This window comes from Pseudomonas sp. EA_65y_Pfl1_P113 (assembly GCF_963970525.1).
Taxonomy (GTDB): Bacteria; Pseudomonadota; Gammaproteobacteria; order Pseudomonadales; family Pseudomonadaceae; genus Aquipseudomonas; species Aquipseudomonas tritici.
This window is the reverse complement of the sequence record NZ_CAXAQM010000464.1, coordinates 1-480: the sequence shown is the minus strand read 5'-3', so window position 1 is coordinate 480 and position 480 is coordinate 1. Positions and strand designations below refer to the sequence as shown.

General features: G+C 58.8%; 1 protein-coding gene. It reads right to left on the bottom strand.

What is annotated here, in order from left to right; translation table 11 throughout:
* The coding region (locus AACY52_RS30590) for a BamA/TamA family outer membrane protein (protein WP_339561427.1) at positions 1-480 on the bottom strand (480 nt) is incomplete at both ends.

Here is a 480-nt window from a genome sequence, read left to right as displayed (position 1 = left end):
GGACGCATCGGTCGTATAGCCGATGCGCTGGACGCGCGGCCCAACGCCGCGAATGTCGAAGCCACGGAAATCCGGCTCGCCCAGGTAGAAGCGATCGGTAATGCGGACATTGTCGATCCCAACGCCACGGCTCTTCTCCAGCGAATGGATGTAACCACCCTCGGCATTGAGCGACCCGATGAACCCCGCACCAATGTTGAAGAATTTCGATCCTTCAATTTTCGAGCGAATATATTTCACATCGCCGCCAAGCCCTGCGAAATCCTGGCTGAAGATGAAGCGCTGGCCGGCAGTCGGGCGCAGTCGGCTGTTGAGGCTGTCGAACACCAGCGAATAGCCGATCGACGACGTCCAGCGATTACCGATCGCGTCGCACAAATATCTGCCGGCAAGCAGCGGCTCGCAGGTGTCCCCCGGAGAATTGCCGCGAATGCCGTCGTTATTCGAGTCGCTGAAATAGGTGCTCTTGTCGAGGCCGAC